The 21,187-nt window shown below is 69.5% G+C and carries 19 protein-coding genes and 8 pseudogenes; 16 read left to right on the top strand and 11 right to left on the bottom strand.

Features of this window, described 5'->3' with window-relative positions; genetic code table 11:
* Positions 1-162 precede the first annotated feature (162 nt).
* Positions 163-995, top strand: a pseudogene (locus ADL25_RS38250) (helix-turn-helix domain-containing protein).
* Positions 996-1,152: 157 nt separating this feature from the next.
* Here the strand turns inward: ADL25_RS38250 and ADL25_RS38245 are convergent.
* Positions 1,153-1,666 (bottom strand): annotated as a pseudogene (locus ADL25_RS38245) (TetR/AcrR family transcriptional regulator).
* A gap of 133 nt (positions 1,667-1,799) precedes the next feature.
* Here ADL25_RS38245 and ADL25_RS52420 point away from each other — a divergent pair.
* The 11 genes and pseudogenes from ADL25_RS52420 to ADL25_RS38200 all read left to right on the top strand — a co-directional run bounded on the left by ADL25_RS52420 (position 1,800) and on the right by ADL25_RS38200 (position 8,594).
* Positions 1,800-2,060, top strand: a complete 261-nt coding sequence (locus ADL25_RS52420; protein ID WP_416070698.1) for an SDR family NAD(P)-dependent oxidoreductase — start codon at positions 1,800-1,802, stop codon at positions 2,058-2,060.
* A complete protein-coding gene (locus tag ADL25_RS52415) occupies positions 1,942-2,241 on the top strand; it encodes an SDR family NAD(P)-dependent oxidoreductase (RefSeq protein WP_416070699.1) in 300 nt (99 codons plus the stop codon). Before ADL25_RS52420 ends, ADL25_RS52415 begins: the two co-directional genes overlap by 119 nt.
* Before the next feature lie 15 nt (positions 2,242-2,256).
* A pseudogene (locus ADL25_RS52410) lies at positions 2,257-2,382 on the top strand (helix-turn-helix domain-containing protein); the annotation flags it as partial.
* A 40-nt stretch (positions 2,383-2,422) separates the two neighbouring features.
* A complete protein-coding gene (locus ADL25_RS38235) occupies positions 2,423-2,839 on the top strand; it encodes a recombinase family protein (RefSeq protein WP_159045103.1) in 417 nt (138 codons plus the stop codon).
* A 66-nt stretch (positions 2,840-2,905) separates the two neighbouring features.
* Positions 2,906-3,732 (top strand): IS5 family transposase gene (locus tag ADL25_RS47220; RefSeq protein ID WP_181922927.1). Its coding sequence is split into 2 segments (ribosomal slippage): positions 2,906-3,266 and positions 3,266-3,732, totalling 828 coding nucleotides; the frame shifts between segments, so codons are not numbered across the junction.
* 36 nt (positions 3,733-3,768) lie between these two features.
* Positions 3,769-4,152, top strand: coding sequence for a hypothetical protein (locus tag ADL25_RS50045; protein ID WP_079050871.1), 384 nt, complete (start codon positions 3,769-3,771; stop codon positions 4,150-4,152).
* A gap of 8 nt (positions 4,153-4,160) precedes the next feature.
* On the top strand, positions 4,161-5,597 hold the full coding sequence (locus ADL25_RS38220) for a transposase (protein ID WP_234381205.1): 1,437 nt from the start codon (positions 4,161-4,163) through the stop codon (positions 5,595-5,597).
* A gap of 137 nt (positions 5,598-5,734) precedes the next feature.
* A pseudogene (locus tag ADL25_RS48620) lies at positions 5,735-6,108 on the top strand (SDR family oxidoreductase); the annotation flags it as partial.
* A gap of 44 nt (positions 6,109-6,152) precedes the next feature.
* Complete coding sequence (locus ADL25_RS38210; protein ID WP_059132526.1) at positions 6,153-6,524, top strand: VOC family protein; 372 nt, start codon at positions 6,153-6,155, stop codon at positions 6,522-6,524.
* A 185-nt stretch (positions 6,525-6,709) separates the two neighbouring features.
* Positions 6,710-7,231, top strand: a complete 522-nt coding sequence (gene cpt, locus ADL25_RS38205; RefSeq protein WP_059132536.1) for a chloramphenicol phosphotransferase CPT — start codon at positions 6,710-6,712, stop codon at positions 7,229-7,231.
* 355 nt (positions 7,232-7,586) lie between these two features.
* On the top strand, positions 7,587-8,594 hold the full coding sequence (locus ADL25_RS38200; RefSeq protein ID WP_059132525.1) for an alcohol dehydrogenase catalytic domain-containing protein: 1,008 nt from the start codon (positions 7,587-7,589) through the stop codon (positions 8,592-8,594).
* Positions 8,595-8,700: 106 nt separating this feature from the next.
* On the opposite strand, the pseudogene ADL25_RS38195 reads toward ADL25_RS38200, so the two are convergent.
* Positions 8,701-9,920, bottom strand: a pseudogene (locus ADL25_RS38195) (IS701 family transposase).
* A gap of 177 nt (positions 9,921-10,097) precedes the next feature.
* Here ADL25_RS38195 and ADL25_RS38190 point away from each other — a divergent pair.
* The gene (locus ADL25_RS38190; protein WP_147318088.1) at positions 10,098-10,418 is read left to right on the top strand and encodes a hypothetical protein; all 321 of its coding nucleotides are present in this window, start codon (positions 10,098-10,100) and stop codon (positions 10,416-10,418) included.
* A 170-nt stretch (positions 10,419-10,588) separates the two neighbouring features.
* Here ADL25_RS38190 and ADL25_RS38185 read toward each other — a convergent pair whose 3' ends face one another.
* The 8 genes from ADL25_RS38185 to ADL25_RS38150 form a co-directional block, all read right to left on the bottom strand.
* Entirely contained in the window at positions 10,589-11,230 is a 642-nt protein-coding gene (locus ADL25_RS38185; protein ID WP_059132523.1) for a hypothetical protein, read from the bottom strand.
* 108 nt (positions 11,231-11,338) lie between these two features.
* Complete coding sequence (locus tag ADL25_RS38180) at positions 11,339-11,563, bottom strand: ferredoxin (RefSeq protein ID WP_059132522.1); 225 nt, start codon at positions 11,561-11,563, stop codon at positions 11,339-11,341.
* Complete coding sequence (locus tag ADL25_RS38175) at positions 11,560-12,903, bottom strand: NADH-ubiquinone oxidoreductase-F iron-sulfur binding region domain-containing protein (RefSeq protein WP_059132521.1); 1,344 nt, start codon at positions 12,901-12,903, stop codon at positions 11,560-11,562. Before ADL25_RS38175 ends, ADL25_RS38180 begins: the two co-directional genes overlap by 4 nt.
* Positions 12,900-13,646: a ferric reductase-like transmembrane domain-containing protein gene (locus tag ADL25_RS38170; protein ID WP_063805820.1), complete on the bottom strand. Its 747-nt coding sequence runs from the start codon at positions 13,644-13,646 to the stop codon at positions 12,900-12,902. Before ADL25_RS38170 ends, ADL25_RS38175 begins: the two co-directional genes overlap by 4 nt.
* Positions 13,647-13,648: 2 nt before the next feature.
* A complete protein-coding gene (locus ADL25_RS38165) occupies positions 13,649-14,590 on the bottom strand; it encodes an FAD:protein FMN transferase (protein ID WP_059132520.1) in 942 nt (313 codons plus the stop codon).
* Positions 14,587-14,955 (bottom strand): hypothetical protein, encoded by a 369-nt coding sequence (locus tag ADL25_RS38160; protein WP_059132519.1) that lies wholly within the window; start codon positions 14,953-14,955, stop codon positions 14,587-14,589. Before ADL25_RS38160 ends, ADL25_RS38165 begins: the two co-directional genes overlap by 4 nt.
* Before the next feature lie 210 nt (positions 14,956-15,165).
* The gene (locus tag ADL25_RS38155) at positions 15,166-16,572 is read right to left on the bottom strand and encodes a HAMP domain-containing sensor histidine kinase (protein ID WP_059132518.1); all 1,407 of its coding nucleotides are present in this window, start codon (positions 16,570-16,572) and stop codon (positions 15,166-15,168) included.
* The gene (locus ADL25_RS38150) at positions 16,569-17,288 is read right to left on the bottom strand and encodes a response regulator transcription factor (RefSeq protein ID WP_059132517.1); all 720 of its coding nucleotides are present in this window, start codon (positions 17,286-17,288) and stop codon (positions 16,569-16,571) included. The genes ADL25_RS38155 and ADL25_RS38150 overlap by 4 nt, the downstream gene beginning before the upstream one ends.
* A 347-nt stretch (positions 17,289-17,635) precedes the next feature.
* Between ADL25_RS38150 and ADL25_RS48615 the strand changes: the two are divergent.
* Positions 17,636-17,776 (top strand): annotated as a pseudogene (locus tag ADL25_RS48615) (transposase); the annotation flags it as partial.
* Positions 17,777-18,180: 404 nt separating this feature from the next.
* Positions 18,181-19,623: a DUF7405 family protein gene (locus tag ADL25_RS38145; RefSeq protein ID WP_199839281.1), complete on the top strand. Its 1,443-nt coding sequence runs from the start codon at positions 18,181-18,183 to the stop codon at positions 19,621-19,623.
* A 255-nt stretch (positions 19,624-19,878) separates the two neighbouring features.
* Here ADL25_RS38145 and ADL25_RS51130 read toward each other — a convergent pair.
* Positions 19,879-20,346: pseudogene (locus ADL25_RS51130) on the bottom strand (IS701 family transposase); the annotation flags it as partial.
* 125 nt (positions 20,347-20,471) lie between these two features.
* On the opposite strand from ADL25_RS51130, the pseudogene ADL25_RS51125 reads away from it, so the two are divergent.
* Positions 20,472-21,031: pseudogene (locus ADL25_RS51125) on the top strand (IS701 family transposase); the annotation flags it as partial.
* Between the last annotated feature and the right edge of the window lie 156 nt (positions 21,032-21,187).

The raw sequence follows: 21,187 nt of genomic DNA, 5'->3' as shown, positions 1-21,187 counted from the left end.
GCCGGTCACGTCACCGACGCTCCCACGTCGTGCGCACAGGGGTGAGGGGCGTCTTGTGTCCCCGGACCGCGCTGTCCTGGGACACGCCAGGCCCCCTGTCCAAGTCACGGCCGCCTGTCAGACTGGCGCCCATGAGCAGCGGCCCATGCGCACCACAGCGAGCTGGGCGCCTTCCTCAAGGCGCGGCGCACGGAGCTGAGCCCGGCCCAGGTCGGGCTGCCCGACGCGGTCGGCGCCGGCGCAGGGTCAAGGGGCTGCGCCGCGAGGAGGTGGCCCTGCTGGCGTCGATCAGTCCCGACTACTACACGCGCCTGGAGCAGGGCCGCCGCCAGGCCTCCGAACCGGTGCTGGACACCCTGGCACGCGTTCTGCAGCTCGACGACGGCGAGCGTGCCTACCTGTTCGAACTGTCGGGCCGGGACGCCGCCCGGCCCCGTCGGCGCACCGCGCAGAAAGTCCATCCGCAGCTGCAGCGCCTGTTGAGCGACCCGGCCACCACACCGGCCGTCGTCCTGGGACGGCGCACGGACATCCTTGCCTGGAACCCCGTGGCCGCCGCCCTGTTCACCGACTTCGCGCAGATCCCGGCAAGCAAACGCAACTTCGTCAGGCTGGTCTTCTGCGAACCAGCCATCCGGGCGCTGTATCCGGACTGGGAGTGGGTGGCACAAATCAGCCTGGCGCAGCTGCGCATGGAGGCCGCCCGGGACCCGAAGGATCCACGCCTGGCAGAGCTCGCAGGCGAGCTGTCACTTCAGGACCCCGACTTCCGGCGCTGGTGGGGCGCCCATCGTGTCGCCGTCCAGGGCACGGGCACGAAAGTCCTGCACCATCCCCTCGTCGGCCGGCTCACCCTCGACTGATCCTTCCTCACCTGCAGCGACGACCCCGACCAGCAACTCATCACGCTGACCCGCCCGGCACGCCCAGCCACGACCGACATCCTCGCGTCATGGGCCGCACAAACCGCCGGCCACCCCGCGGCCGATCACTAGCCACAGGATTCCCATCCACTGCCTGCCGGCGCCGGCGCGGGCGGCAACGGAGACAGGCAGGCATCGTCCGGGGGCTGAACGCCCCGGCCACGGAAGGCCGGTACAGGCCGTCGCACCGAAACAGGCCGCGGGTGCACCCCGGCACCGCCGGGGCGGTTCAGTCGTAGCTCGCCGCGCCGTAGCGCAGCCCGTCGTAGAAGATCGCGGTGATGCGTACCGCGTCGTCCTGCCACCCCTGGGTGCGCATGTGGCAGATGCCGCCGAGTGCGCGGAGCAGGACCCGTGCGCTGATGCCGTCGCGGACGACACCTGCCTCCACTCCCGCGGCGAGCAGGTCGTCGAGGGCATGAGCCATCTCGGTGCGGGCGTCGTCGAAGACCGCGGAATCCGTCGCCATGATGCTCTCCAGTGCTTCCGCCATGCCCTTGCCGACCGCCGAGTGCTCCACGAGCAGCAGCAGGAAGCGGCGCAGCGCCTCGTCCGGGGCGTGTTGTGCGAGCAGTTGCGCGGGGGTGGCGCAGAGCTCGGTGACCTCCTGCCGGTACACCTCCTCGACCAGTGCCTCTCGGGTGGCGAAGTGGCGGTAGAGCGTGCCGACCGCCACTTTGGCCCGCCGGGCGAGCTCCTCCACGTGCGTCGCCGGTCAGGAACGCCTCGCGCGCAGCGGCCAGCAGCGCTTCTCGGTTTCGGCAGGCATCGGCGCGCAGGGGGCGTGACGAGGGCCAGTCCTCCAAAGGTGAGTCGGGTTCCGTTTATGTGGACAGTTTCCGGAACCGGGTTCACCTTACTGAAAGGGGCACGCGCGTGACAGGCGTGGACGAGGGGCTCAGCGGACTGCGGGTGCTGGTGACCGGAGGCGACCGTGGACTGGGAGAGGCGACGGCCCGCCGCTTCGCCGCGGCCGGCGTGACCGTACTGACGGCCTCACGCACCGCGCCCCCGGGCGATCTGCTGGCCACATTCATCCCCGAGGACCTGCGGTCGAAGAAGGGGGCAGCGGGCCTCGGCCGGCGGGTGCGTCGGAGGCATCGACGTCCTAGTCAACAACGCGGGAGCCTCGAGTGATCCCGTACCGGCCGAGCGGTCCGACGCGTCCTGGCACGCAGACCTGGAGGTGAACCTGCTCAGCGCCGTCCGCGTCGACCGGGTACTGGTGCCCGGGATGATCGAGCGCGGCTTCGGCGTCGTGGTGTACGTCTCCTCGATCGCCAGCAGGCTTACTGGTTTGATTGAGGATTCTCAGTGATCGTAGGGTGATTGTGTGAAGCTTCTTCGTCTCTCAAAGGTCGTGAAGCGTTTGGGTGTTCACCCCGTGACGCTTCGTCTTTGGGCTGACTCGGGGAAGATTGCGGTGACTTGGGTCGGTCGTGAGCGCCGATTCTCCTCGATCGACGTGGAGCCGATGAAGGCCCCCACCGGTGGTGAGGGTGTCCACTTGGAGGCCCTGTACGTGCGCGTCTTCGGCTCTCCCGGGCAGGAATCTTCCCTCAAGGCGCAGGAAGGAGCTGCGCGCCACGTCCACCGGCGAGATCGTCAAGGTCTTCCGTGACCGGGCCTCGGGCCTGTGGGAGGACCGTCCTGGCCTCAACCGGCTGCTGCGGCCCGTCGTGGACGGTTCGGTGGCGGTGGTGCGTGTCACGCATGAGGACCGGCTCGCACGGTTCGGCGTCGGCCGGCTGGGGCACCTGCTCGCCGTTCATGGCGCCGCTGTGGATGTGCTGCACCCGAACAAGCTCGGCGGGCGGGATGAACTCCTGAAAGACTTCGTCTCGCTGGTCACCACGTTCGCCGGACGGCTGTATGGGATGCGGTCGACTGAGAACCGGCACCGACTGCTGGCTTAAGAACTCCTAACAGAATGCTGCAACTCGCCTTGGAATGCTGGCGTCTGATGGCTTGTTAACCTGCACATGAGAAGGGGTGAGCAGCCGCCGTGGATCGTCCCCGATGAGCTGTGGGCGCGGATCGAGCCGTTGCTGCCGGTCGTGCAGCGCCGCACGGATCACCCGGGGCGCAAGCATCTGGACGACCGGAAGGTGCTGTCGGGCATCCTGTTCGTGCTGTACACGGGAATTCCGTGGGAGTTTCTGCCGCAGGAGCTGGGCTTCGGTTCCGGTATGACCTGCTGGCGACGCCTGCGCGACTGGAACGACGCGGGAGTCTGGCAGCGTCTGCACGAATCGCTCCTGGCTGAACTGAACGCCGCCGGCGCGCTGGACTGGTCGAGGGCGGTGATCGACGGCTCCCACGTGCGGGCCATGAAAGGCGGCCCAAAACCGGACCGAGCCCGGTCGACCGTGCCCGAACAGGCTCCAAGCACCATGTGATCACCGAAGGGCACGGAATCCCGCTGGCGGTATCGCTGACCGGCGGAAACCGCAACGACGTCACCCAGCTCGTCCCCCTGGTCCAGGCCGTCCCGCCCGTACGCGGCCGGCGGGGGCGGCCCCGACGGCGACCGGTCGCGCTCTACGCCGACCGCGGATACGACCACGACAAGTACCGCAAGCAGGTCCAGGCCCTGGGCATCACCCCGGTCATCGCCCGTCGCGGCACCGACCACGGCTCAGGACTGGGCGTCCACCGGTGGGTGGTCGAACAGAGCTTCGCGCTGCTGCACTGGTTCCGTCGGTTACGCATCCGCTGGGAGATCCGCGACGACATCCACGAAGCGTTCCTCAGCCTGGCCTGCGGCATCATCTGCTGGCGCCGACTGGTCAACCTCTCACTTTGTTAGGAGTTCTAAGTCCAGACAGTGCCAGGACGGTGCCCGGTGAGCCGGAAGGTGCCGCTCGCCGACGGCGAGACCTCCCGCACCGCCTGTGCCCCTGGGCTGCTGCACACGGGCGTCGATGAGAAGACCGGCGAAGTCCTCACCGGTGCGCTGCTTGCGCAGCGTGTGGGCTGGTGCGTGGATCTCGTGTCCGGCATGGCCGAGGTGGTGCTGGCCGAGCACGGGAGGACCGCTGATGTGGACGTGCTGGCCTCCGGCCAGGACGCGGGGGGCCGCAAGCTGCCGTCGAACGCCTGGATGGCGCTGCGCCGCCTCGGCTGGGTCGTCGCGTTCGCCCGAGGGTGTCAAGGTCACCGATCGTGCGCATGGCCCAAGAGACGGCAGGGCGCACTCTGCGGTCGTCGAAGTGGCGTGCTGACCTGACTGTCGGCGTGCTCAAGACATGGCCCGCCGATCCGGCCAGGCGCACGCCGCAGGAGTGGGACGCTGTCCGCGAGGCTGTGCCTGGAGGCCGGTTCCTGCCGTCCAGCGTGATCAAGTCCCGCACCCGGCAGGTGGCTGCTTTCGTCCGCAAGCACAGGCGGCTTCCGGCTGATGTGTTCAAGCTGGAGCCCTCGCCCCGCATCGCGCGCATGCTGCTGCTGTCGGCGTGTGGCGGGCAGCAAGCGTCGATCGAACGCGCCGATGATCCCGGGCGCGCCCTGCTGCGGTTGCAGCTCCCCACCCGCCCCGACCCTGCCTCCTACAAGGACTGGACGTCGGTGGCCTGCCCGATCACGCTTGCGCCCACCGTCCCGGCCGGTGCGGTGCTGCACCTGCCTACCCTGCGCATTCACCAGGGCAGGGTGCGCGCCGACCTCGCCTACACCCACGCCGTCCCCCAAACTCGCAGGAGCGGCCACACGGTCGCGCTCGGCGTGGACTGGCGCCTGAACACCCTCCTCAGCGCGGGCGCGGCACGCCTTGACGACGACGGCCGTATCACCGGCCTGGGGTCGGGTGCCCAGTTCCGTGCCGCCGGGGTGGTGGCCAAGCAGCACCGGCTCAGGCGGCTGTCCGAGTACCTGCACGCCAAGGCGGACCGCTACCGGCGGCTCATCGACGAGAACGAGCAGCATCCGCTGATCGCCAAACACCGCGTTCTCACCGACGAGATCCGGCACGTCTGCGACCGGCGCTCAGACCTCAACGACGCTCTGGCCCGGGCTGCCGCCCGCTGGGCCGTTGACCAGGCGTTTGCTGCCGGGGCGAGCGTGATCTATCTGGAAGATCTGCGGTCCATGGAGGCCAAGGGCATGGGCCGCACGATGAACACGCGCCTGTCCCAGCAGGTACGCGGGCAGATCGTGGACCGCTTGCAGCACCTGGCGGCCGAGGTCGGCATCGCCGTCGTCATCGTCCCGGCGCACAACACCTCCAAGCGCTGCCCGAAGTGCCTCACCCCGCTGCGGCACCGCAAAGCCCCCGACCGGCCCACCACCACCGGCTGGACGTGGGCCATCTGCCCGGACCGCTCTGGTTGCGGGTGGCAGGGCGACCGCGACCAAGGGGCATGGCGGCGAATCGCCGCACGCGGCCTCACCCACCAGGCCACGGCCATCACGGACCGCGCCAGCGGCGCCATGGTCATCCGCTCCGTGGTCAAAGAGACGGAGTCGAAGGCAGTCATCACTGCGGCGCCGAAGACCAGCCGGAACGACCGGTCCAAAACCGGCCCCACCCGGCACCATCCACACGCCCCGCGCCCAGGCGACGCAGGGCACCCTCCCCCGCCGGCCCCACAGGACCGGCGGGCAAGCGTCCGGAGGGACACGCACCAACGGGCCGGAACCGGCTGCCCCGCGCAGCCCACCGGCACCAGGACGTGACAACGACCAGCACACCCACCACCGGCCGACACCGGCCACGCGGAGCAGCACTGGGCGCAGGCTTCCATCTCCACGCCCACGCCTCCCCACCACGGTGGGAAACGATCCCGGAAACCCCATCCGATTCAAGATCGCCCAGCTGCTCAGAGACGCTCCCGCAGCCTGCCGAAGCCTCGTAGGCCGCGGCGAAGGCGGCACTCAACGCCTACAGCCGCGAGTTGGCGACGGAGGTGGCGGGGCACGGCGTCCGCGTGGTGTGCGTGCTGCCCGGCTTCGTCGCTACGCAGGGAGCGCTCAAGCGCTCACCCACCTCCAGCACATGGCCGACCGCAAGGGAGTCGCCCTCGACGAAGTGAAGCAGCAAATCGTGGACCACCTGAAGGTACCGATGGGGCGTCCCGGTAAGCCCGAGGACGTCGCAGAGATGATCGCGTTCCTCGCCTCCGAGCGCGCCAAGTGGCTGACCGGGGCCGAGTTCCGGGTCGACGGCGGCATCATCCCCGTGGTGTGAGCCACACCCGCGCAAAAGACCCTCCGCAACGAAAGGCACACCCCGTGCACACCCACCTCAGCGCACTCGTCGTGGACGCCGCCGATCTGGACAGCGAAAGCTCGTTCTGGCACCGGCTGCTCGGTGGCTCGATCACGAAAACGGCCACACACCACTTCCTGCACATCGACGGCTTCCCCGTCATCGTGATCCAGCACGCCGCCGGCCACGTGCCACCGCAGTGGCCCCACGGCGCCTCCCAGCAAATGCACGTCGACCTCACCACGGACGATACGACCGCCGCGGAGCAGCGCGTGCTCGACGCCGGCGGACGACGCCTGCGGCCCGCGGACGACACCGGCGCTCTTGCCCGCGACACAGGCTCTCGGGTGTATGCCAGTCCGGCCGGACACCCCTTCTGCATCCGCTCCACCTGACCCGCAAGGCGCCGCCGGGACCACCACCGGCCGCCCGTGCGGCGCACGGGTGGTGTCCTACGGCACCCGACCCCGGTCCCTCGGCCCTCTCGGCTGCCTGACACGGTGTGAGGACCCGCGCGCCGTCCCTGGAAATCCGTTTCGAGCAGGGGTGCGGTGTCCTCTAGGGTGGCGCAGTGACTGACGTGATCGTGCTCAACGGGGGTTCCAGCTCGGGGAAGTCCGGGATCGTGCGGTGTCTGCAGGCACTGCTGCCCCATCCGTGGCTGGCGCTGGGAACCGACACCCTGGTGGAGGCGATGCCCGCGTCGCTGCGCGCGTCGGATGCAGGGATCGAGTTCGCCGCGGACGGCGAGGTGAGCGTCGGGCCCCGGTTCCGGGCGCTGGAGGCGGCGTGGATCGAGGGCGTCGCTGCGATGGCCCGTGCCGGTGCCCGGATCATCGTCGACGAGGTCTTCCTCGGCCAAGCGGGCTCACAGCAGCGCTGGCAGAAGGCCCTGGGCGACCGGCAGGTGCTATGGGTCGGCGTCCGGTGCGACGGCGCGGTGGCCGCGGGCCGTGAGATGGCACGCGGCGACCGGGTCACCGGGATGGCCTTCTCCCAGGCGGACCTCGTCCACCACGGCGTGGTCTACGACCTGGAGGTGGACACCACGCACACCGAGTCGATGGAGTGCGCACGGACCATCGCCGCACACGTCGGATAGCCGGCACCCCCGGCCGCCCGCCACTCCCCGCCGCGCGCCGGAACGCACCGGACGATCCCTGAAAGCCGTGGTCGGCGCCTGTCCTCTGGCGGCGGCAGTACGACGGCCACCACCGTTCAGAGCGGCGGCGTCCACGACGAGCCCGGAGCGCGACGCCAGCGCCGGCTCTGCAGGGAATCGATCGGCCTACTCGGCCGTGCCGCTGGTTGCCCACCGTGCGAGCGTGAGATGAGGGCTGCGTGAGGGCGGGCGGCCGTGCGCCTGGACGGTTGGCCCATCGGACAGCACCTGCTCCTGCCGGACGCCTATCGATGCCCCGCACACCCCGCACGTACCACCGTGCAGGAGGAGAGCCATGAACCGGCGAGTCGTCTACACCCGTGGCGGGTCGCCCGCCGACGTTCTGACCGTCATCGAGGAGCCTGAGCCAGAGGCACCCGAGCGTGGCCAGGTCCTCATCCGCACCACGGCCTTCCCGGTACACCCTGGTGACCTCCACGCCATCGAGGCCCACCCGGGGAAGGCTGTGGATCCGGCAACGCCGGGCATCGAGGCCACGGGGGTGGTGGAGGCGATCGGTCCAGGCACGCGTGTGGCGCTCGGGGTCGAGGTCGGGGGCCGCGTGACGGTCTTCCCCCAGCCCGGGGCGTGGTCCCAGTGGTTCGTGGCGGATACCGAGGCGGTAGTCGCCGTTCCAGAGGAGTTGCCGGACGCGGTCGCTGCACAGATGCTGGCGAACCCCCTCACCGTGGTCATGCTGCGCCGTGAGGCTCAGGAGCACCTGGCCTTCGGCTACGACGGTGTTTTGGTGCAGACCGCCGCGGGTTCGTCGGTCGGGCGGCTGATGACGGGTGTGTCCCGGTTCCACAACTTCGGGCTCATCAACGTCGTCCGCAGTGAGCGCGGTGCGGCCGAGCTGCGCAAGCGGTTCCCGGACGTGCCGGTCGTGGCGACAGAACATCGGGGCTGGGCTGATGAGGTCCGCAAGGCCGCTTGTGGCCGGCCAGTGAGCGTGGCCCTGGACCCGATCGGGGGGAAGATGTCGGGGAGCCTTGTGGAGCTGCTGGCGTCGGGCGGGATGCTGGTCAGTTACGGAATGATCGCCGAGGAGCCAATGTCGGCGCATGCATCGACGCTGGTTAGCAAGTCCCTGACGCTGCGAGGGAAGAACATCATCAGCGGGTGGCCGTCTGAGGCGTCCCCTGAGCGGCGGTCGTCCGATATCGCCACTGCGAAGCAGATTGCCCTGGCGCTCACGGAGCAATTCGACGTGGCCGGCACATACGGCCTCGGTGATCTGGCCAGTGCTGTGGAGCACGCGGTACGGCCCGGCAAGGTCGGCACCGTCTTGGTCCGCCCCTGACGGCAGCAGCGGAGGTCAGTGGAGTGTCATCGACTGAGCTGGTGACGTGCGTCGGCCAACGGTGAGGACGGCACGCGTCTGGTACTCCAGCTGTAGATCGCGATCTTCATGTCTGGGCGGCTTGTCGCTGGTAGCGGCTGGCCTGGGATCGGGCCTGGTGGCGGCGTCGCCAGTGGGACCAGGCGAGTCGGTGGGCCGTGCCGTGGATGGGCCGGACGACGAGCGCGATGAACAGGCGCTGGATCTCGTTGCAGGTGAGGGGTATCAGTTCGTCCGGCTTCGGGTTACGGGCATGTTCGTCGGCGAGGACGACGGTAAGGAAGGCGTGGGCGAGCATCACTAGGGTGACCCAGCGGTACCAGGACGCCCAGCGTCTGACCTGGTGTTCGTCCAGTCCGGCCAGTCTTGCCAGACTGGAAGGTCTCCTCGACGGTCCATCTGCGTCCGGCGACCCGCACCAGGACGGACAGCGGCGCCCGGGCGGCTGAGCAGCAGCGGTAGAAGGCGAGTTCACCGGTGCGCCGGTTGCAACGGACGAGCAGCTGGTGGTGGCCTGGCCGGTTGTCGGCCAGGGCCCAGTCGTAGAAGCGGTGGCCCATGGCTCCCGCGCCGGCAGAGAGTTTCCGCCAGGCTCGCCGCAGCAGCTTCTTGATCAGGGCGTCAGCGCGGAACGTGCCCGCGCGGGTGGTGATCTGGTGGTCACGGGCGACGGCGAGTACGTAGCTGACCTGCCGTTTCTCAAGGGCGATGCGCAGGTGCGCGCTGGCTCCGTAGACCTCGTCGCCGGCTACCCAGGATGCGGAGACGCCGACGTCCAGCGCGCGGTGATCATCCGGACTGCGAGGGCGGGCTTCGTAGCGAAGGCGAGATTGTCGGGTATTCCGGCGGCCCGGCAGCGGGCTATGTCCTCGGTCCACGAGCGTGGGACATACAGCTCCCGGTCTATCGCCGCATGCCCGAGCGGAATCGAGTAGGCAACGTAGACGGCGACCTGAGAGTTCTCGATCCGCCCGGCGGTGCCGGTGTACTGGCGCTGTACCCCCACCGTGTCCCTGCCCTTCTTTAGGTCGCCTCATCCACGACCAGCACCGCATCCCCGTGGTGCAGGTGCTCGACGACGAAGCCGCGAATGTCATCGCGTATCGCGTCGGCAGCCCACTTGGCCCTCGGCAGCAGGTGTTGCAGACCGTACAGGTTCGCGTCCCCGGCCTGCTCTGCGAGTGTCCAGCAGTTCTTGCGCGGCAGGTCCGACAACAACCTCAGCACGAACGCCCGTGCCTTGCGCCGGGGTTCCACCCGGACGAACCGTTCCGCGATACGGCCCATCAAGGCCTCGAACGCCTTCTGCCAGAGGGCAGGATCGATGCTGTGGCCTGCGGCCACTACCTGATCTTCCGTCTTCACACACCGATGATCACCGGTGGCCGCACCCGTTCCGGACCAGCCCCGACCAGCGGGATCGGGATCTGGACCCGTGCACCAGCCCTGGAGTCGAATCAGCTGATGGACACGTCCTCCCGAGAGACCCGCATGCCCCTCAGCGAGGTCATCGCAGTGCTGCAGGACCTGGACGAGTTCGTCGTCTCCCTCGACCGCCTCGGCTCCCGCCACGCAGCCGGAACCGCCGACGAGTCCACCGTCGGCACATTCATCGCCGACTGGGATGTCGCTCGGCGATTAGCTCGCGCCCGACGCATTATCAGTGTCGCACTGGACGCCCAACTGAGCGAGGAAGACAACGCCGAGATCGACGCGCTGTGCGACCAGGGCCGCTTCTACGCCACCGACAGCGCCAACAGCGCCTCCGCTGACCAGTCCAGCTGAGACAGCAAGCACATCGGACCGGACCGATCGAGACGGAGATCAGTTCGACCCGGGACCCAACCCGACCAGCAAAATCGCGATCTACAGCTGGGGTACTAGGCCTGGCCTAAGCGCAGGGTGACCCATTCGGGCGGGCTACGGAAATGGTGCAGGTCTTCTTCCGGTGGCCGCTACCACCGGGCGGCCAGTGGGGCGCCGAGGAAGGCCAGGACGAGCCCGCCGACGAGGGCCGCGGCCAGCAGTGCCCAGCGGGCTGGGGCGCCAGGGAGACGCCCCGTACCGTGCTGGGCGGATTTGGGCCGCAGACCAGTCGTGATGAGCTGGGGCAGCCGCCAGACGTGTGCCAGTACGTGAATGGTCATCACCGCTGCCCAGCAGAGGAAGCTTGCCTTGTGCAGCAGCAGGATGGAGAAGGGACCCACGGCCCGGCCGACGAGGGCCAGCACGACTCCGGTTGTCAGGACGGCCACGCTGGTGGCAACTACCAGGGGCCCGAGCAGCCGCAGCAGCGGGGTGGGCGGACCTTTGCGGCGGTAGGCCGGGTGGCCGGTGTAGTAGCGGATGAAGCGGTAGCCGGTGGAGCCGACCTTGAGGCCGACCGGGCCTATCAGTAGCAGGCCGATGAAGAAATGCCAGGTCAGCAGCGTGCCCAGGGAGAGGAGGGTGACACCCTGGGCGGCGAAGAGCAGCAGCAGGACGGCACCGGTCAGTGCGGTCAGTCGCTCGTTGCCCTCTGGGCCGTTGGCCGTAGGGGCGGCGCTAGGTTGCGGGTCGGTGGGGTCCGTTAGGCGACGGCTGGTCAACGCGACCATGGAGAGTCCTTCCATTCGCGCTTGGGGACAGGTCGCAGTTTGCCCGGCGCGTTCCTAAGATCTCGTTCAGAGACCAGCCGGGCCGGGCCGTGGCGGTCTCGGCGGTGTTCATCGGTTGGGCGGGCGTTCCACACGGTCGAGACGCAGTGCGAGCACCGGGCAGGCGGCCACGGCCCGCTTGGCGTGGGCGAGCAGTTGGTCGGGGACGGTCGGGTCCGGGATGATCGGGTAGCCCCATTCGTCCAGGTCGACGAGTTCGTGGAGGAGTTCGCCGCACAGACCGCGGCCTTCGCAGGCGATGCGGTCGATGCCCAGGATGTGCTGATGGCTCATTGCCAGCCCTCCTGCTCGGGTCCCGGGGCGTCGGGTACGTGGAGCAGCGGGGCCGTCCGGGCGCCGGGGCAGCGGCGGTGGGTCAGGTGGCGGTGGACCTCGTCGACGAAGACCTCCAGCGCGGTCGCGGCCAGGCGTGAGGCCCCGTCGGGGTGGCGGCAGGCGCCGCGGCCAGCGAGGAGGCCAGCGCGCTGCCGCAGTCGCGCGAGCAGTGCGGCGTCCGGCCTGCCCCAGGCCAGCGTGGCGAAGTCGCCTGCCACGGCGGGCAGGCCGAACCGGCAGGGGCCGCACTGCTGGGCGCTCTGCCTGGCAAGGTAGTCGAGTACCCGTGCCGTCTCGGACAGGCCGCAGCCGTTGTCTGGCAGGGCGAACAGCACGCCGGCGCCCGGTCCGGCGCCTGCGGTGGCCAGGTCGGGTTTGGTGTACGGCAGGTTCTGGACCTGGTCGGCCAGGAGCCAGCTGCCGAAGTAGCCGCCGACCAGCAGGGCCCGCAGTGGCCGGGTGGCGCCGCCAGCGGTCTGCACCATGGCGGCGAGCGTCGTGCCCAGCGGGATCTCGTAGACGCCCGGTGTGCGCACCGCTCCGGAGAGGGTGACCAGGGTGGTGCCCGGCGCGTCGGGACGGCCGGCGCTGCGGAACCAGTGGGGCCCGTAGCGGACGATCAGTGCGAGGTGGGCGAGTGTCTCCACGTTGTCGATCAGTGTGGGGCGGCCGTCCACGCCCTTCTCGAACGGCCGGGGTGGAGTGGGCAGGGGACGTGCCTGGCCGCCGTTGAGCCAGTTCACCAGGGAGGTCTCCTCGCTGGAGACGTAGTGGTGGGGCAGGCCGTGCAACCTGATCGGTACCGGGTCGAGCCCGGCCCGGTACCGCTCGGCGACCGCGACGTCGAGGTCACGGAACTGGGTCGTGCGGGTGCGGGCCAGGCACAGGTGGATCTCGTCGGCGCCGACAGCCGCGGCGGCCAGCGAGGCGCCGTCCAGCACGAGATGCGGCGCGAGGTCGAGGAGTGTGGAGTCCTTGCGGCTGGCGGCCTCGCTCTCCATGCCGTTGGCGATGACGACGGCGGTGCCCCGGGCTTCGGCGACGGTGCGCAGCTTGCGGCCGGTGGGGAAGGCGGCGCCGCCCCGGCCGGTGAGCCCGGCCTCGTCCACCGCGCGGATCAGGGCCGTGGCCGGGCGGCCGGTCTGCGGCAGCGGAGGGGGACCGTATCTGGCGAGGTGTTCGGTCAGGCCGGCCCGGGCACCGGTGGTAAACCAGCCGCTGAGAAGGCGGCTGCCATGCGGGCCGGTCGCCTGCTCGCCGAGCCGCAGCGCCGGGTCGGCTTCCCGTTCACGGTTCATTCGGTCACTCCCCTCGTCGTGGCGTCAGCGGATGCGGGCTGATGGGCGGCCGGTGCGGCACCGGGTGCCGCACCACCGGCCGCGCGCTGTGCCCAGCCGGGCCGTAGCGGACCGGTGGTCAGGAAGGCGATCAGCACCACCGGGACGAGAGCGGTGGCGGCGCCCGCGGCAAGGCGCATGCTGAGGCGTCCGGGGCCAGCCCGGTACAGCCGCCACCACACCGCCGCCAACACGGCCAGCAGGCAGGCCGCGTACAGCAGCAGTTGCAGTGACACCTTGGTGTCGGTGCCGGTGCCAGCGGCATGGAAGAGCGCCAGCGGCCAGCTCCCGTACGCCAGCCAGTGCACGGCCTTCCACCGCCGCACACCCAGCCGCAGCCGGACGGCGGTGGTCAGAAGCACAGCGAGCAGCAGATCGAAGGCGACCGCGCCGAGCCCCAGCCACAGCGTCCGGTACGCGGACGCGAAGGGCAGCACCACGTCCAGCAGCGTGACGTTCACATAGGTGTCCGCGACGGTGGTCAGGACGTGCAGGACCAGGAAGGCCAGCGTGAGCAGCGAGAGGTTGCGGTGCAGCGCGCTGATCTCGAACCTGGCGATCCGTTTCGGCGCGTACTGCCCGCCGACGGTGATGCCCAGCACCACGGTCGCGGTGAGCAGGATGAGGGCGATGGTGCCGCCCGCCCGCGTGGCAAACCACAGGGGGCTGGGGCCCGCGGCGAGAAAGGTGGCGGTTGGGTGCATGCTCAGTCTCCGGGTGCGGGATCGGGCGGCCAGCCGCCGAGGGTAAGCACGCTGCCGTCGGGCCGTACCAGCCGGGCGGGCAGCCGGTGGTGGCGCAGCCAGTCGGGCGCCCCCTCCGCGCGGACGATCGCGGCGGTGGCCGCGGTGTTGGCGTCCACGCAACTGGCCGCGGCGACGCTGACGGTGCGCCAGACGGGCGGTGTGACGTCGCCGGTGGCCGGATCGACGAGGTGGTGCAGGGTACGGCCGCCGCGCCGCCAGGTACGGGTGGTGACACCGGAGGTGGCCAGGCCGCCGTCGCGTACGGCGACGACCGGCGCGTCCGGATGCCAGGGCGCGGCGTGGTCGTCGGCGATCCCCACCTGCCAGCCGTGCTCCGGGGGTTCACCCGCCACCGACAGGTCTCCGCCCAGGCTGATCAGCACACCGCACCCGGCGGCGCGGGCGGCGCGCGCCGCGGCGCGGTCCGCGCACAGCGCCTTGGCCGTCGCGCCCAGGTCGAGGCCGGCCCCGACGGGAAGCCGAAGTCGCCGCCGGGCCGGGTCCCAGCGCACGCTGCGCCATCCGGCCGGCCGGACCACGGCCGCGGGCCGGACGTCCTCGGGGCGCACGTGGGCGAACGTGCGGTCGTAGCCGAGGGCCGACACTGCGGGTCCCACGGTGGGATCGACTGTGCCATCGGAGAGTTGGGCGGCACGGAAGGCCGTCTGAAGCGCCTCGGCGAACAACAAGCTCACGGTCACCTCGCGGCCCGCAGCGGCGTTGGCCCGCGACAGTTCGGAGTCGTCGCGGAAGCGGCTACAGGCCAGATCGATCGCGGCCAGCTCGGTCTCCAGCACCCGCCGCGCGTTGTCCAGCGCGACGGGATCAGTGACCAGCAGCACCGCGGTCGTGCCCAGGGCCGGGAAGCTGACCGTCGCCGGAGCGGCGGCGGTGATGGTCATGAGTTGCCGGAGGTGACGGGCGGTGCGGCTGGCGCGGGCTGGGCCGGCACGGCGGTGGGGGGCTGCGCGGGCCGCCGCAGCGTGTGAGGCGACGTGCCCTGCCGGGTGTCGTCGGAGTTCGGGTCGGCCGAGGGTGCCGACGGCTGCTGCGCGCCGTCGTCCCCGGTCGTTGGCGAGGTGGCGGCGGGACGCTGGGCCGGGATGCTCGCCGCGGTCGGCACCGACTGGGCGTAGCCGGTGCCCAGGGCGAGGGAGCCGGCGGCGGCCGCGACCGAGACGCCGATGGTGGTCAGACCGACGCGCCGCAGGCCTTGGCTGCGCTTGTGCGCGGCGCGGATCCCGGTTACTCGCTCGTCCTGCGACATTCGTGGTGCTCCTTCGGAAGGGCATCGAGGGGGACCTGTCTGCACACCAGCGTCCGGCATAGCCCGTCGAGGACCCGTTCAGAAAGTCTTCAAAACCGGTAAAGGCATGCATCGCCCCAGGTGGGGGCCATATCCGGGTACGAACGAGGAGCCCACGGACCCACCGGGCCCACGCATCCTGGGCGAACAAAAAGGGCAATCCGGATGTGGCTACTGAGCCTGCCCGTTGCCGCGGTTGCCGCGGGTATGGGCGCGGCGGAACGGGGGCAGTTCCACGACGACGGTCAGACCGCCTCCCGACGTCTCCGCCAGCTGGACGGATCCGCCGTTCGCAGTGACCAGGCGGTGAACGATGGCCAGCCCGAGACCGCTCCCCTTAGCCTCCGGATTGCCGAAACGGCGGAACGCCGCCGAGCGTGCCGCCGTACTCATGCCGGGCCCGTCGTCGATCACGCTGATCCGCACAATGGTGCGCTGTCCGGCCGAGCCAGGCGCGGTGGTGCCCTCGATGCGTACCTGGCCGCCGACGGGGACGGCGTCCACGGCATTGGCGATGAGGTTGTCCAGCACCTGCTCCAGGTCCCCGGCCCCGACGAAGGCACTCAGGTCCGCGCCGCACCGGGTTGTCAGTGCCACCCGGCGCTCGCGGGCCACCGGCTCCCACGCCCCGCGCCGCTCGGCCACCACCTCGTCCACCCGGACCCGCACGGGCCGGGGTACCGTGCTCTCCGCACGGGCCATCGCGAGCAGCCCGTCCACCAGCCGGGACAGCCGCGCGATCTCCTCCTGCGCACCGGCCAGCTCCGCGGTCGTCTCGCCGTCCTCGGTCTCGTCGGCCAGCACGTCCAGGCGCAGCCGCAGCGCGGCCAGCGGGGTGCGCAGCTGATGCGAGACATCGGCGATCACCGTGCGGTGGCCGTGGACGAGTCCCTCCATCCGGCCCGCCATCGTGTTGAAGGACGCCGCCAGCCGGCGTACTTCCTGCGGCCCGCGTCCCACCGGCGCTCGCACCTCCAACGAGCCCTCACCCAGTCGCTGAGCGGCCTCGTCCACCGCCTTCAACGGGCTCCCCACCCAGCGGGCCAGCCGGACCGAGACGAAAGCCCCGGCCGCGAGTACCACGGCGGCGGTTCCGGCCAGCCAGCCCCACACGGCGAAGATGCGGTCGTGGAGCGGGTCGAGGGAGCGGCTCAGCACCGCCGCGCCCGCGGGGTCGTCAGTGTCGCCGACGGACGTGGCCACCACCAGCTGGTCCGCCGCCTTGGCCACGTGGGTGCCGGGATCGGCGAGCGATTCCCGGATCAGGGAAGCCACCTCGTGGGCGGGGACCGCGACAGGGCACGAGGTCGTGGCGATCACCCGGCCCGCGGAGTCGTAGACCGCCGCGCACTCCCTGTCCTGATCGGCCTCGTGGAGCTGACGGTCCATCGAACCCGCCGGCTTTCCGTCGGACATGTGCTCCTCAGCAGCGGCGGACACGGAGCGCGCACTGGCCTCCAGTGCGCTCTGGAACGAGTCCTCCTCCCGGTCCGTCAGCAGCACGCCCAGCGGCACCACGGCGATCACCAGCAGTACGGTGATCAGCGCGAGGACAGTCAGCGCGATACGGCGGGTCACGCCCGGTCGACCCCACCGGCCGGCTCACCGAGCCGGAACCCGCGCCCGTAGACCGTCTCCACCAAACCCGACACGCCGAGCTTGCGGCGCATCGCGGCGATGTGCACGTCCAGCACCTTCGTCGGGCCGTACCAATGCGCGTCCCACACCCGTTCCAGGATCTGCTGGCGGGTGACCACCCGGCCTGGGTCAGTGGCCAGGCACTCCAGGATGTCGAACTCTTTGGGTGTGAGCGCGACGTCTACGCCGTCGACCGTGACCTTGCGGGTCCGCAGATCGACGGCCAGCGGGCCGTGCTGCAGCACCTCGGGCGCGGCCGGCCGGGTGCGGCGCAGCACCGCCCGCATGCGTGCCATCAGCTCCGCGAGTCCGAACGGCTTGACCAGATAGTCGTCGGCGCCCTCGTCCAGCGCCGAGACCCGGTCGCCTTCCTCACCGCGGGCCGTGATGACGATGATGGCCACGTCGGAACGCCGGCGCAGGGCCCGGCAGACCTCGACACCGTCCGTGTCCGGCAGTCCGAGGTCCAGCAGGACGACATCCGGCACCGGCTCGGCGGCGAGCGCCCCGCTGCCGGTGTCCACTTTCGCCGCGGCGTATCCAGCCCGCGTCAGCCCGCGCATCAAAGAGCGGGCGATACCAGGGTCGTCCTCGACCACGAGCACCCGCACGGCATCGCCGCCTGGTTCCCCGTCGCCTATCGCCTCTGTCCGCATGACCTCAGCGTAACGGCGCGGCGCTCAGGCACCGCCGGTCAGCGAGCCGGCGCACCACAGGCTGTGCCCGGCATCACCGCCCGACGGGACCGCCGCGCCCATCAGCCTCAACACAGCGCCGATGCCTGCCTCGCGCGGCAGGGCGCGGGCGGGCACTGAATGCCCCGTTGCCTCCAGGCGGAGCCACCCGCGCTCGGCCAAGGGTCTCGCCTTCGACCGCACCCCCGCGGCCTTCGCCGGCGTCGCCTTGGACTGAATCCACCAGCCATAGCCGGCCCAGAGCTTGGACTATTCCGCCCCCTTACGGACCAGGGCTTTATGGCCGGGAGCCTGCCTCTGGTCCTCCCCAGGTCGCACACCGTCCGGTATACGTCGTGATGGCGGTGACCGTGGACGGCACTCGGGACATCCTCGGCATCTGGGCCGGTGACGGTGGTGAGGGTGCCAGGCTGCACGTATTCACCGAGTGGAAAAACCGCGGATTGGCGCTGGCTTCAATGACCCAGGCCGCGTGTCGTATTCAACGACCCAGGCCGCGTGTGGTTATATCGTGACAGTGAAGGTGATGATAAGGCAGACGTGGTAGACGGCTAATCGGGCGACGGTCCTCAGTGACGACGCACTCGCCAAGTCCTCACCTTCTATTGCAACACTCCTGCCCCCTCCGATACGTATTAGCGGCAAGAAGGCCAATCACGGTCATTAGAGCAGGCCAGACCTTCGATGCCGGGTGATGGCGGAATCTACTCCACAGTGGCGGAATACGTTCATGACAGATAGCAACGAAAATGCGCGTGCGGGACGACCACGCGGGAACTTGAGTAGGCGACGTCTTCTTCAAGGGACAGCGGGCACCCTCGGTACCGCTCTGGCATCCGCCGGCATCTATGAGTTGATCGACGGCATTGCAAAACCACCGGATCGGGCCGCTGTCGCCGACAGCCCGCCCATCCAGGAACAATACATCCTGCAGAACGAGCCGGTCGTCATGGTCGATGGTTCGGGCGTGAAGAGTAGCAATGGCACGATTGCTGTCCGGGTGCCGGCCCTACACGATCATGTCATTACCGCAAGGTTGAATGTGCCGGCGGAAGCCAAGGCGTTGCAGGAGGCGCAGCACCACCTTGAGTCCGTCCTCCTGGATCTGGAACGTCAATTTCCGCCCACTCCGACAGGTGTGGCTACCACGGTAGCCTGGGGACTTCCATACTTCCACCACTACATTCCCACCCTGGGCAAGGCGTCGGGCTTCTTCAAGGCGGGAACACGTTACCCGGCGTATCTGCCGGTCGATTTGATGGCCTCCAAGGCGGAGGGTCATACCGTATATGCGCTGCAGGAGGCCCGGACGTTCCCCAGCGACCAGCCTCCGCCTGGCTTCGGGCCGGTCCGCTTGGAACAGAATGACGTGGCCGTGCTGCTCCGCAGTGACTCGCTCGCCAATGTCAAGGCAGCCCAAAAGGTCCTCTTCGGGACTGGGAGCAACCAGGCGGGCAGCCTGTTCAAGGTGACGAGTATCCGCTATGGCTTCTCCGGGGGCGGTTTCTACGGGCAGCAGGGCCTGCCGAGCAAGCTGGCGCTGGCAGCTAATATCCCCGGTGCACAGTCGATTCCTCGACAGGCGCAGGGCTTCCTCGGCTTCGCCACCACCCTGGACTCGAATATGGGACCCGGCAACATCGCCAATCTAGAGACCCTGCCTGGCCTCACCGATCAGTGGCCCAACGGTTACTTCAGACAGGGGACGACCATGCATCTCTCGCACCTGTTTCAAGATCTGGTGGCCTGGTACGAACGGAATTTCCCTCAGTACGCGGATCGCGTCCAGGCGATGCTCCAGCCCGGCCTCTCGCCCCCGCCTGCGCCGGGTACGCTTGCCCTCCAACCGCCAGGTCAAAGTGAGGCCGAAGTGGCGCAAGGGGTCCAGCGGTACCACGCCTACGGCCACACCGGGAGCATGTCGCAGGTGGACAGCACCACATCGCCGACGACCAGCAACTACGGGAAGGCCTACCCCGCGGGGACGACCATCCCCGTGCGCGGCGATTTCGACACGCTGGACAATCCGTTCCACTACACCTCCGATCCGACGGCAGACCATTACAGCAAGAAAAAAGCGGCCGGGTTGCACTTCATTTCGTTCCAGCCGACGATTGCAATCTTCAATCGCGTTCGGCTATCGATGGACGGCTACTATCCCGATACGACACTTCCTATCGCACCGCGTAGCCCCCACGCCGGCATCAACTCGGTCCTGAGCACGACTCACCGGCAGAACTATTTGGTTCCGCCACGTCGCCATCGCTCCTTCCCGCTCGCCGAGCTCCTTGTCTGACGCAAGCTCCGCGCCGTGCCCTCAGGGTTGTTGCAAGGTTAGTACTCCAGCAGGACTTCGCTGTCTGACCTTGTCTTTCGCCGGGTGGCGGGAGTGTAGCGGGACTTCGATGGTGCAGGGTCGGCCTACGGAGACCGCCCCTCGATCGTGCGACAACGCCGCAGATAGCGGCAGCGGCGGGCAACTCCTTGACGTCGGCGGCGCCAGTTCGACCAGCTCAGCGCGAGGCGTAGTCCTCGGTGTCCGCGTAAGTGCGGGGCTGGGGACAACAAGCTGCCAGGAGTCGCCGAACTTCCGCCACTGTGAGCACGATTGCCCCGGCCGTCCCATTGGTTCTGCCCCCTTTTCCCCGGCCTGGTGTGCCGTGGCGGCCAGGAAGGCGTGGGCGAGCATGGCCAGAGTAATGTGCCGGTACCAGCCCACGTAGCGGCGGACCTCGTACTGGTCGAGGCCGCACTCGTTCTTCGCGGCTTGGAAGCACTCCTCGATCGCCCAGCGCGCCCCGGCAACCTGCACCAGCTCCTGGACCGTGGCCTGCAGGGGTGCGTAGGCGAGGTAGTAGGCGATCTCGTCGGGCTTGCTGATGCTGCGCCGAGCCAGCGCCCACCGCATCCGGTGAGGGACCTCGCCCTGATAGTCGAACTCGGCGACGGCTGGCAGCCGCACCGCTGCCCAGTGATAGACGCGCGGTCCCTTCGCGCCGTCGCCGCACGAGATCTCCCGGCCGTTGGCGGGAGGCGTTCGAGGTGGCCATAGGCCGTATCGCGGGCCGGTTCGCCCGGGTCGAACCCCGGTTGTGGGCCGGGCGGTTGGTGCTTGGGCTGCTGTCGGACCTGCCCCGCAAGAACTATGTGCTCGCCGTGGCCTTCTCGGCCGAAGTGGCCACCAAGCAGGAAAGTTCTGCGCCGACGCGCTGGCGGCGAAGCTGCCCAAGCGGGCCTGGCAGAAACTGTTCGACCTCGCCGACCCGGCGCCGGGCTACCGCCTGCTGCTGATCCGGCGCAACGGCACCACCGGTGAACTCGCCTACTACCGCTGCCATTCCACCTTGCCGGTCCCGCTGAGCACCCTGGTCAAGACGGCTGGTTCCAGGTGGCAGGTCGAGAAGGGCCTGGCCGGGCTCGATGAGCACCAGGTCCGCCGCTACCCCTCCTGGAGCCGCTGGGTCACCCTCGCCATGCTCGCCCACGCCTAATGGGCGGCGCCGGGGGCCGATGAAGCCTAGGCATCACCCGGGCCAAGTGAGCTGATCCCATTCACCGGCAACGAGATCCAGCGCCTGTTCATCACACTCGTTGTCCAGCCCGGCCACGAGGCGGATCACCGGCTCAGCTGGTCCCACTGGCGGCGTCGTCGCCAGGCCCGATCGCGGGCCGACCCTTACCGGTGGCAAGCAGCCCAGGCATGACCGAGGTTCAGTCGGCGAGTTCCGGTATTCGGTCCGGATCACCGCGCGCACGGGGGTCTAGTGGCTCGTCACGCAGCCTTGGCCGGGTAATCGACTCGCTGCCCGTGAGCCAGCAGACTGTCTCCAAGACCTGATCTTGGAGGTGGTTGTGGGACG

Origin of the sequence: Streptomyces sp. NRRL F-5122 (assembly GCF_001507435.1) — a bacterium.
GTDB lineage: Bacteria > Actinomycetota > Actinomycetes > Streptomycetales > Streptomycetaceae > Streptomyces > Streptomyces lannensis.
The sequence above is the reverse complement of the archived record's forward strand: the minus strand, read 5'-3'. Positions and strand labels throughout refer to the sequence as shown.

What these genes read in the sequence shown, in the direction of transcription:
- ADL25_RS38200 (WP_059132525.1), top strand. Translation starts at nt 7,587, where the DNA reads ATGAACCGGCGAGTCGTCTACACCCGTGGCGGGTCGCCCGCCGACGTT.
- ADL25_RS38190 (WP_147318088.1), top strand. Translation starts at nt 10,098, where the DNA reads ATGGACACGTCCTCCCGAGAGACCCGCATGCCCCTCAGCGAGGTCATC.
- ADL25_RS38185 (WP_059132523.1), bottom strand. Translation starts at nt 11,230, where the DNA reads ATGGTCGCGTTGACCAGCCGTCGCCTAACGGACCCCACCGACCCGCAA.
- ADL25_RS38180 (WP_059132522.1), bottom strand. Translation starts at nt 11,563, where the DNA reads ATGAGCCATCAGCACATCCTGGGCATCGACCGCATCGCCTGCGAAGGC.
- ADL25_RS38175 (WP_059132521.1), bottom strand. Translation starts at nt 12,903, where the DNA reads ATGAACCGTGAACGGGAAGCCGACCCGGCGCTGCGGCTCGGCGAGCAG.
- ADL25_RS38170 (WP_063805820.1), bottom strand. Translation starts at nt 13,646, where the DNA reads ATGCACCCAACCGCCACCTTTCTCGCCGCGGGCCCCAGCCCCCTGTGG.
- ADL25_RS38165 (WP_059132520.1), bottom strand. Translation starts at nt 14,590, where the DNA reads ATGACCATCACCGCCGCCGCTCCGGCGACGGTCAGCTTCCCGGCCCTG.
- ADL25_RS38160 (WP_059132519.1), bottom strand. Translation starts at nt 14,955, where the DNA reads ATGTCGCAGGACGAGCGAGTAACCGGGATCCGCGCCGCGCACAAGCGC.
- ADL25_RS38150 (WP_059132517.1), bottom strand. Translation starts at nt 17,288, where the DNA reads ATGCGGACAGAGGCGATAGGCGACGGGGAACCAGGCGGCGATGCCGTG.